This window comes from Synechococcus sp. H55.9, from assembly GCF_047462355.1.
Classification (GTDB): Bacteria; Cyanobacteriota; Cyanobacteriia; order Thermostichales; family Thermostichaceae; genus Thermostichus.
This window is the reverse complement of record NZ_JANSJB010000067.1, coordinates 1-8,270: the sequence shown is the minus strand read 5'-3', so window position 1 is coordinate 8,270 and position 8,270 is coordinate 1. Positions and strand designations below refer to the sequence as shown.

The window sequence follows — 8,270 nt, the reverse complement described above, 5'->3', positions numbered from 1 at the left end:
GGCCAAAGCAGGGCCACCAGCCCGCTTAAGCCCACCACACCCCACAGGCTGCGTCGCAGGCGCTGCAACACAGGGTCGATCTGATAGCTGACGATCAGCCGATGCTGAGCCAGTTCCTCTTCCGATTTGGCATACATCGCCCCATCGTACCAGCCACTTTCTTCATAGGGGATCCGGGCCTGCAGCAAGCGCCGCCGCACATAGGCCCATCCCAAATAAAGATGGAGCAACACCAGGCCGAGCAAAGCATTGGCCCCCAGCACAGACCCAGAGACGAAGTGGCCCCAGTCCCCGGCAAAGCTGCTCCAAGCCAGCGGGGAAACCGCCAGCACGACCGCTCCCCAAACAGCGCCGATTCGCCGGAGATAAGGAATCCACCCCAAAGCGGGCCAGGAGAAAGGAAAAGACTCCCTTAGCTCGGCATACTGCCGCAGCGGCTGTTGCTCAGCAGGAATGGGATGGGCAGGATCCAGCATACACCTTAATGTATCTACACAAAATGATATCGGTCGGGTCAGCTCCCCGCCAAGCCCATTCTCAGAGCCCGCCCCGATAACCGAAGGCGAGCGGGGTATCGTATTGAGTAGTGTGGTCGCGTCTACAATCCCTCTTGCCATGAGCTTCACGAGCGAATCTGCCGCCGCACCCTATGTCGTCCTGAGAGAGCCGGACGGCAGCCAGAGGAAGTACATTCTCTCCGGAGCGACCGCTTGGACGCTGGGCCGCGATGAAGACAACGCCATCGTCCTAACCGATCCCAGCGTTTCGCGCCAACATGCCCTGCTGCAATACCTCGACCACAACAGCGTCTATCTCATCGATCTGGGCAGTCGCAACGGCTCCTTCGTCAACAATCGCCGCGTCAGCATTCCCACCCTGCTGCAAGATGGAGATCACCTCACCCTTGGACAATCCCAGCTCGAGTTTCACAGCGGATCCCTGGCCAGCTCAGAACCCAGTTCTGCGGCCAAACCGTCGGACACTCTGGTTCTGCAAACCCGCTGGCTGATCTCGGTGGCTGTGGTGGATGTGCGCGGTTACGGACAACTGACCCAACAACTGGACGAGCGCCTGCTGTCGCAGGTGATGGGCGATTGGTTCCGGCGGGGCGGAGATATCATTCAGCAGTACGGCGGCACGGTCGATAAATACATTGGCGATGCGATCATGGCCGTTTGGTTCCACGCGCCCCAGGCCAACCCAGCTCCCCTGGAAACCGCAGCGCCGGGAATGGATCTCGACGTCAAGTCGGTTTTGCAGGCCATGACGAAGCTGTTTCAAATGACCGAGCACCTGAACGGCGAGTTTCCCCTGCCTTCTCCCATCCGGCTGGGGGCAGGTGTCAACACCGGCTCGGCGATCGTGCGCCAGGTGGGCAACAACACTCGCCAGGAGTACACGGCCTTGGGAGATACAGTGAATTTGGCCTTTCGCATCGAGAGTGCCACCCGCACCCTCAACACCGACTTGGCCATCAGCCACGACACCTATATCTGCTTGGCCAAACAACTGGGGCAGGCAGCCACCTGCTTCTCGCAGCAGGCCGTAGAGCTGAAGGGGTATGCCCACCCTCATCAGGTGTACTACTGCGATGTGGGGTCTTTGCAAGCCGTTCTCGGCACCTAGACCCCGCCTCCCGATACCCGTGGGATCCCGCCGTTCCTCCAGAACCTTCTGCTGCTCCTTTACAGGTGGTCACTTTTCGGTCACCTTGGAGTTTCGCCGTCCGGTGAACGGGATCCCGCGCTTGGGTCGCCAAAGCCAGATGTGGTGTAGGTTCCCCGATATCGGCGGAAGATTGTCTCTGCCGGCGGTAACTTGCTCAGGGGGAAAGGCGGCGCAGAAGCTGGGGATCCACCTCGCCCACATAGGTATTCAACCCGATAGCCGTGGCGATCAAAGCCCCATCCACCTCCACCCGCCGGTATTGGGCGATGGCCTCTGCCAGGGGCACATCCACCACCCGCCGGTTTTGCCAGGCCACCATGCGGTCGTACTTGCCCTGGGCGATCAGGTCCACAGCCGCCACCCCAAAGGCTGCTCCCAGCAGGCGATCCAGCGGCGAAGGGGTGCCTCCCCGCTGCAGATGGCCCAAAACCATCACCCGCGTCTCGATGCCGGTGCGCAGGGCGATCTCGTTGCCAATATAATGGCCAATGCCACCGTAGAGAGACTGCCCCAGGCTGTTGGTGTAGGTTATGGGCTCGCCTGACTCGGTGGGAACGGCCTCCGCCACCACCACAATGCTGAAATTGTTGCCCCGCTCTTTGCGGTCGAGGATCCTTTTGCAGACATTCTCCAGCTTGTAGGGGATCTCCGGGATCAAGATCACATGCGCCCCCCCGGCAATGCCGGCGCTGATGGCAATGTGACCGGCATCCCGCCCCATCACCTCCATGACCATAACCCGGCTGTGGCTGATGGCCGTGTAGGTGAGCTGATCCAGGGCCTCCACAGCCACGCTCAGAGCCGTATTGAACCCCACCGAATACTCGGTGGCGCCAACATCGTTGTCGATGGTCTTAGGGATCCCGACGAAGTTCCAATCCCCCTGCAGAGCCAATTGCCGGAGAATGGCCAGGCTGCCATCCCCGCCCACCCCGATCAAAGCATCCAAGCCCAGCCGGTGGTAGCCGGTGATCACCTCTGCCGAGCGATCCACCAAGCTGCCATCGGGCATGGGATAGGCGAAGGGGTTGCCCCTGTTCACCGTACCCAGGATGGTGCCGCCGTAGCGCAAAATGCCGGAAACCCGCTTGACATCCAGCAGCTCCGCCTCCACCGGTCGGGCCATCAGTCCTGCCGTCGCATCTTTGATGCCGTAAACATCCATGTCGTAGTCGCGGGCCCGCCGCACCACCGCTCGAATCACAGCGTTGAGACCGCCGCAATCGCCGCCGCTGGTGAGGATCCCGATTCGCTTACGTTTGGGCATAGGTCTCTGGCTGAAAAAGGGCGAACATCCTAAACATCGATTGCAGAGAAAAAGGAGAGGTTGAGGGATCCCTACAACCCAGCAAGATCAGGTTAGCCTGCCTTGCCGGCGCAGTTTGTCTTGGGCGATAAGCCCAGACGTTAAGTATCCTTCACAAAAACAATTAAGAAACATTGCCGCACAAACCCGCAATTTGGGCAAGCTGCGATATCTCCGAGGATAGATCTTTCCGAAAAAACTTGGGGCAACGATCGACTCAAAAAATGAAATCATTTGTTAAGCAGGGATGATCAAAACCCACTCAACCCGATGATAAAGATGAGCATAGAGATAGGGTCTCAAGTCTCGTTTGGGAGAAGTATTATGACTCAAACCATTGCTCAGTGTGCTCTGCAAGGGGCTGCGGAGTTGCTCAGCCGCTACCAGCGGGGAGAGCGCCATTTTCCCCAATCCTGCTTAGAGTACGCTTTTTTGAGGGGGGCAGATCTGCGGCACGCCGATCTCCAGGGATCCGATTTGCATGGGGCCAACCTGCGCTATGCCAACCTGCGCGGCAGCAATCTGGCCAATGCCGATCTGCGCTGTGCCGATCTGCGCTATGCCGACCTGGAGGGAGCCCGTTTGGAAGGAGCCAACTTGAGTGGCTCCCAGTACAACCACAGCACCTGCTTTCCGGCAGGGTTTGACCCGGCGGCGGCAGGGATGCAACTGCTTGAATTTTAGTTGGCAATTCGGCTGCCCAAGCCTCAGGGCAGGGGAAAGCGCTCCCGCAGATCTTGAACCACCGGCGCCGGCACGAGATGGTCGATGGGGCCGCCCAGCTTGGCGACCTCCTTGACCAGGCTGCTGCTGACGAAGCTGTGTTCGCTGGCGGTGGCGAGGAAGAGGGTTTCCAGTTCGGGGGCCAGCAGCTTGTTGGTGTGGGCCATTTGCAGCTCCACATCGAAGTCCGACAGGACGCGCAAGCCACGCACAACGACTTTTGCCCCCCGTTGACGGGCATAGGCCACCGTCAAGCCGGAAAAGGTATCGACCTCAACGTTTTTCAGATGGGCAGTGGAAAGGCTAATCTGGGCCTGCCGCTGCTCGGGGCTGAAGAGGGGGGTTTTGTTGGGGTTTTTTAAGACGGCGACGATCACCTTGGAAAAAAGACGGCTGGCCCGCTCGATGATATCGAGATGCCCAAGGGTAATGGGATCGAAGCTACCGGGATAGAGAGCGATCATGGCCAAGCTGGAGTCGTGCTATTCTTCACCCTACCTGGTCGCGGGCCCAAGCCAAATAGGTGGCGCTCACTTGGCTGGCTGGGATGGCCAGAATCTCCGGCTCTTCATAGGGATGTAGCTCCCGCAGCCGTTGTTCGAGCCGAGGATAGGCGGTCGCGGGCAATTTGAACAGGAGGAGGAACTCAGCATCGGTCTGCAGGGATCCCTGCCAGCGATAGTAGGACGTAATTCCGGGCAAGATCTGGGCACAGGCCACGTGACGTTCGGCCACCAAGGTGTGGGCCAAGCGGTGGGCTTCGGCCTCGGATCCCACCGTGGTCATCACAACCAAGAGGCTATTGGGTGCATCTGTGTTGTCCATTCAGGTGCTCCTAGAGCAGGGATGTGCCTTTGGCAAAATAGGGCCGCTTCTGGTGCCAGCGCCAGGCTGTTTGAATGATCTCGGCCAAGTCGCTGTAGAGAGGTTTCCAGTTGAGATCCCGCAGGATGGCACCGGCATCGCCCACCAGGCAGGGGGGATCCCCCGGTCGGCGTGCTCCCATTTGCACCGGGATCTGTTGTCCGGTCACGGCTTCGGCGGCGGCGATGACCTCCCTGACGGAAAAGCCTTGGCCATTGCCCAGGTTATAGGCTGCTTGCACGGGCCGGCCAGAGGCCAGCGCCTCTGCTGCCAACACGTGGGCTTGAGCCAGGTCGACGACATGGATGTAGTCTCGAATACAGGTGCCATCAGGGGTCTCGTAGTCATCTCCGAAAACGGTGATGTGGGGACGTTGGCCGGCGGCGGCATCCAGCACCAAAGGGATCAGGTGGGTTTCCGGGTCATGGGCTTCACCGATTTCGCCGTCGGGATCGGCGCCGGCGGCGTTGAAGTAGCGCAGGCTGATGGACTGGATCCCGTGGGCAGCCCGAAAATCCCGCAAGATCTGCTCCACCATCAGCTTGCTCTGGCCGTAGGGGTTGATGGGACGTTGCGGATGACTTTCAGGGATGGGGAGCCGCTCTGGCACCCCGTAAGTGGCGCAGGTGCTGGAGAACACAATGTACGGGATCCCGTGATCTCGCATGGCCTCCAACAAACTCAGGGATCCGGCCACATTGTTGCGGTAGTACTTGCCGGGATCCTTGACCGACTCACCCACATAGGCATAGGCGGCAAAGTGGATCACCCCTTCCGGTCGATAGCGTCGGATCACCTGATCCAGTCGCTCGCGGTCGGCAATGTCGCCGATTTCCAACGGCCCCCAGCGAACCGCCCAGGGGTGCCCGTAAATCAAGTTGTCGTAAGCAATGGGGAGATGGCCAGCAGCCGCCAGAGCTTTGCAGGTGTGGCTGCCGATGTATCCTGCCCCGCCCGTAACCAAAAGCCGCATAGGCAGACGTCAGAGCAAAAGGTTGTTAAAGGTTGCCGAGGGGATCCCTATCAAGCGCCAAAAGCCTCCTTAGCGGCGTACATCACCTCCACGCTGATCTCAGCCAAGCCCCGCTCGCGGGCAAATTTTTCGGTGTTGCGCTTCACCTTGCCCCGCACAAAGCCGGGCACCTTGTTCAGCTCCGCCTGGGCCTCCCGCGTCCAGATGAGATCGGAATCGGCGCTCAGGCTCTTGTGGATCACTTCTTTGGTGTCGTGGCCGCCGAAGACCTCCAGCAGATGATCCTCCATGCCCAGCGTAAAGGAGTTGTAGATTAAGTCCACAACTTGGTTGGCGCCCTCGTAGCCCAAAAAGGGCTTGTAGCCGATGGGAAAATCCTGCACGTGGATGGGCGCGGAGATCACCCCACAGGGGATCCGCAGCCGTTTGCCCACATGCCGCTCCATCTGGGTGCCGAAGATAGCAGCAGGCTCCGCCTGGGCAATGGCATCGGCCACACGGGTGTGATCCTCCGTCAGCAGCACCTGATCGCAATACCCGCCCACCTCCGCCTGAAACCACTCGCCATCGTAGGTGCAATAGCTGCCCGCCCAGACCACGTGGATCCCCATCTCGCGGGCCAGGATCTTGGTGATCGCTGCCGCATGGGTGCAATCCCCAAAAACCACCGCCTTTTTGCCGGTCAGGTTTTGGCAATCGATGGAGCGGGAGAACCAGGCCGCCTGGGAAACATGTAGGGTCTGCTCCTGGATGTAGGGCTCGTAGTCCACCGGGATCCCTTGCTCGTTGAGAACCTGCTGGATTTGGCGGATGAAGCGGGCTGTTTCCACCACTCCCATGGGGGTGATCTCCACGTAGGGCGTGCCAAACTGCTCCTGCAAGTAGCGAGCTGTCATCGGCCCCAGTTCGCGGTAGGGCACCACGTTGAACCAGGCCCGCCCCAGATGCTTGAGATCGTGGACGCTGGCCCCCTGCGGGATCACCAAGTTAAGGTCGATACCCAGATCCCGCAGCAGCTTTTTCAACTCCCGCAGATCGTGGGCGTGGTGAAAGCCCAGGCTGGAGATGCCGAGGATGTTGCAGGAAGGACGTTCTGTCTTCTGGGCTAAGCCGTCCAATTCGCCGCTTTTGCGGGCTTTGTTGATGTAGAACTCCACAATCTGCTGCAGGGTGCGATCGGCGGCCTGCAACTCGTTGACCCGGTAGTGGTTGACATCGGCCAGCAGCACGTCGCAGCGGCTGGCCAACTGCGCCTGCCGCACAAAGTGATGCAGATCCTCCTGCAAAATGCTGGAGGTGCAGGTGGGGGTGACGACAATCAAATCCGGCTGCTCCTCGCCATCTTTGCGGACGATGTTGCGAATCACCTTCTCGTCCGATCCCCGCGCCAACACCTGCCGGTCAACGACGCTGGTGGTTACCGGGGTAAAGTCCCGCTCCCGCTCCAACATGGAACGCATCACGTTGAAATAGTCGTCCCCCAGGGGAGCATGCATGATGCTGTGGACATTTTTGAAGGAACTGGCCACCCGCAGCGTGCCGATGTGGGCGGGGCCAGCATACATCCAATAGGCCAATTTCATAAGCAGCCTCTGAAGAAAGACCGAGGTAACAAAAAGGAGATCCCCATCCCCTGCCCGCTTCTCACTCGCTGGGAACCTCTCCTGGAATTGTAGAGTGCCCAGCAGCCGGGATCCCTTGCTCGTTATCTCCTGTAACTCTCGACAACAACATCTTGAGAAAATATTGATCATAAAGAAAAACAATGCTTCAAGGTAACTTTTGGTGCGGGGATCCCTCTACCATAGGCCCAAGCTCTGTTCCATCCTGGAAATAGGGACAACAGCCTTGAGCTGGATCCCCAAGCCCTGGCAGCTCGCCAGCCAAGGCGGTCAATTCTGTAGTTTTTGTTGCAGGTTAACTTTTGAATACAAAATGTGTACCTCTACAAACTTGAGCAGAGATTTTGTGTTACCCAGGCAAGTTTCTGGCCGCCGAAGGCAGACTGAGTCTGGAGAGAAACGCCTTCCTGTTTCCCTAGATACAAACCCGGGCAGGAGAGCATGACTGCTGCAGAGAGCGAACACCCTTGAGGTGTTGAGGTGAAAGCTTATGGGCTCTACCACGATTTCTTGGCAACGTGCGCGCAAAGCTTCAGAGGAGCAAACGGATTCCATGACTTCCACGTACTTCAAGCCTGCGGCTCACCTGCACGACTGGCTGCAGGCGCCCTTGCAACCAATTCGAGCGGCAATTGACAGCATTGAAGTTGGGGATCCCCGGCTGGCCCACTTTTTGTGTCGGTGGATCCCGGCTCGCTGTCCTTTCGAGCGAGATGTGGTGTTGCTTGGCCACAAAATAATGCACATTCCACCGATGTGCAAGCTCAACCCCTTCTACGATCAGGTGGTAGGGCTGCGCTTCCGGGCTTTGTCGTTCTTGGCAGAACAGGGAGAAGACATCAGCCGCTATCTCTAGATTGGCTCTTGGTTTAGATGATACTTCACAGATATTCACGGGACATAGATTGCTTCTTTTTCTATCAATGGATGGAGTTCGGGGCGCAGAGCCTTGTCGGTGACAAGGTCTAAGGAGCATCCAAGTTTATCTTCCAAGTAGAAGAGCAGACTCAAGTAATGCTTGGAGTCGGCTTTACCCATAAATTCAACTAGGATATCGATGTCGCTGCCGGCTTGATCCTCGCCACGAGCGGTTGAGCCAAACAGGGCCAGTCGC

General features: G+C 58.7%; 10 protein-coding genes. 3 read left to right on the top strand and 7 right to left on the bottom strand.

The window, feature by feature from the left end:
* Positions 1–476: CGLD27 family protein (locus NW857_RS09370; RefSeq protein ID WP_414368769.1), on the bottom strand; the 476-nt coding region annotated here is incomplete at its 3' end.
* A gap of 139 nt (positions 477–615) precedes the next feature.
* On the opposite strand from NW857_RS09370, the gene NW857_RS09365 reads away from it, so the two are divergent.
* The gene (locus NW857_RS09365; RefSeq protein ID WP_414368767.1) at positions 616–1,626 is read left to right on the top strand and encodes an FHA domain-containing protein; all 1,011 of its coding nucleotides are present in this window, start codon (positions 616–618) and stop codon (positions 1,624–1,626) included.
* A 196-nt stretch (positions 1,627–1,822) separates the two neighbouring features.
* On the opposite strand, the gene NW857_RS09360 is transcribed toward NW857_RS09365, so the two are convergent.
* A complete protein-coding gene (locus tag NW857_RS09360) occupies positions 1,823–2,935 on the bottom strand; it encodes an ATP-dependent 6-phosphofructokinase (RefSeq protein WP_414332772.1) in 1,113 nt (370 codons plus the stop codon).
* A gap of 363 nt (positions 2,936–3,298) precedes the next feature.
* Between NW857_RS09360 and NW857_RS09355 the strand changes: the two genes are divergently transcribed.
* Complete coding sequence (locus NW857_RS09355; RefSeq protein ID WP_414332774.1) at positions 3,299–3,658, top strand: pentapeptide repeat-containing protein; 360 nt, start codon at positions 3,299–3,301, stop codon at positions 3,656–3,658.
* 23 nt (positions 3,659–3,681) lie between these two features.
* Here NW857_RS09355 and coaD read toward each other — a convergent pair whose 3' ends face one another.
* Genes coaD through bchB form a run of 4 tightly spaced genes read right to left on the bottom strand, consistent with a single transcriptional unit; the run spans position 3,682 to position 7,117 of the window.
* Positions 3,682–4,161 carry a pantetheine-phosphate adenylyltransferase gene (gene coaD / locus NW857_RS09350; RefSeq protein WP_414332776.1) on the bottom strand — a complete coding sequence of 160 codons (480 nt, stop codon included), beginning with the start codon at positions 4,159–4,161 and terminating at the stop codon, positions 3,682–3,684.
* Between the two features lie 25 nt (positions 4,162–4,186).
* Entirely contained in the window at positions 4,187–4,522 is a 336-nt protein-coding gene (gene cutA / locus NW857_RS09345) for a divalent-cation tolerance protein CutA (protein ID WP_414332778.1), read from the bottom strand.
* A 10-nt stretch (positions 4,523–4,532) separates the two neighbouring features.
* Entirely contained in the window at positions 4,533–5,534 is a 1,002-nt protein-coding gene (gene galE, locus NW857_RS09340) for a UDP-glucose 4-epimerase GalE (RefSeq protein WP_414368765.1), read from the bottom strand.
* A 50-nt stretch (positions 5,535–5,584) separates the two neighbouring features.
* Complete coding sequence (gene bchB, locus NW857_RS09335; protein WP_414337585.1) at positions 5,585–7,117, bottom strand: ferredoxin:protochlorophyllide reductase (ATP-dependent) subunit B; 1,533 nt, start codon at positions 7,115–7,117, stop codon at positions 5,585–5,587.
* Between the two features lie 592 nt (positions 7,118–7,709).
* Between bchB and NW857_RS09330 the strand changes: the two genes are divergently transcribed.
* Positions 7,710–8,012: a Mo-dependent nitrogenase C-terminal domain-containing protein gene (locus tag NW857_RS09330; protein WP_414337588.1), complete on the top strand. Its 303-nt coding sequence runs from the start codon at positions 7,710–7,712 to the stop codon at positions 8,010–8,012.
* Positions 8,013–8,047: 35 nt separating this feature from the next.
* Here NW857_RS09330 and NW857_RS09325 read toward each other — a convergent pair.
* A partial coding sequence (locus tag NW857_RS09325) for a nucleotidyltransferase family protein (protein WP_414368763.1) occupies positions 8,048–8,270 on the bottom strand: 223 nt, incomplete at its 5' end.

Bases quoted from the DNA above. Each gene is read 5' to 3' on its own strand.
- galE (WP_414368765.1), bottom strand. From the start codon at position 5,534: ATGCGGCTTTTGGTTACGGGCGGGGCAGGATACATCGGCAGCCACACC.
- NW857_RS09355 (WP_414332774.1), top strand. From the start codon at position 3,299: ATGACTCAAACCATTGCTCAGTGTGCTCTGCAAGGGGCTGCGGAGTTG.
- NW857_RS09330 (WP_414337588.1), top strand. From the start codon at position 7,710: ATGACTTCCACGTACTTCAAGCCTGCGGCTCACCTGCACGACTGGCTG.
- NW857_RS09360 (WP_414332772.1), bottom strand. From the start codon at position 2,935: ATGCCCAAACGTAAGCGAATCGGGATCCTCACCAGCGGCGGCGATTGC.
- cutA (WP_414332778.1), bottom strand. From the start codon at position 4,522: ATGGACAACACAGATGCACCCAATAGCCTCTTGGTTGTGATGACCACG.
- coaD (WP_414332776.1), bottom strand. From the start codon at position 4,161: ATGATCGCTCTCTATCCCGGTAGCTTCGATCCCATTACCCTTGGGCAT.
- bchB (WP_414337585.1), bottom strand. From the start codon at position 7,117: ATGAAATTGGCCTATTGGATGTATGCTGGCCCCGCCCACATCGGCACG.
- NW857_RS09365 (WP_414368767.1), top strand. From the start codon at position 616: ATGAGCTTCACGAGCGAATCTGCCGCCGCACCCTATGTCGTCCTGAGA.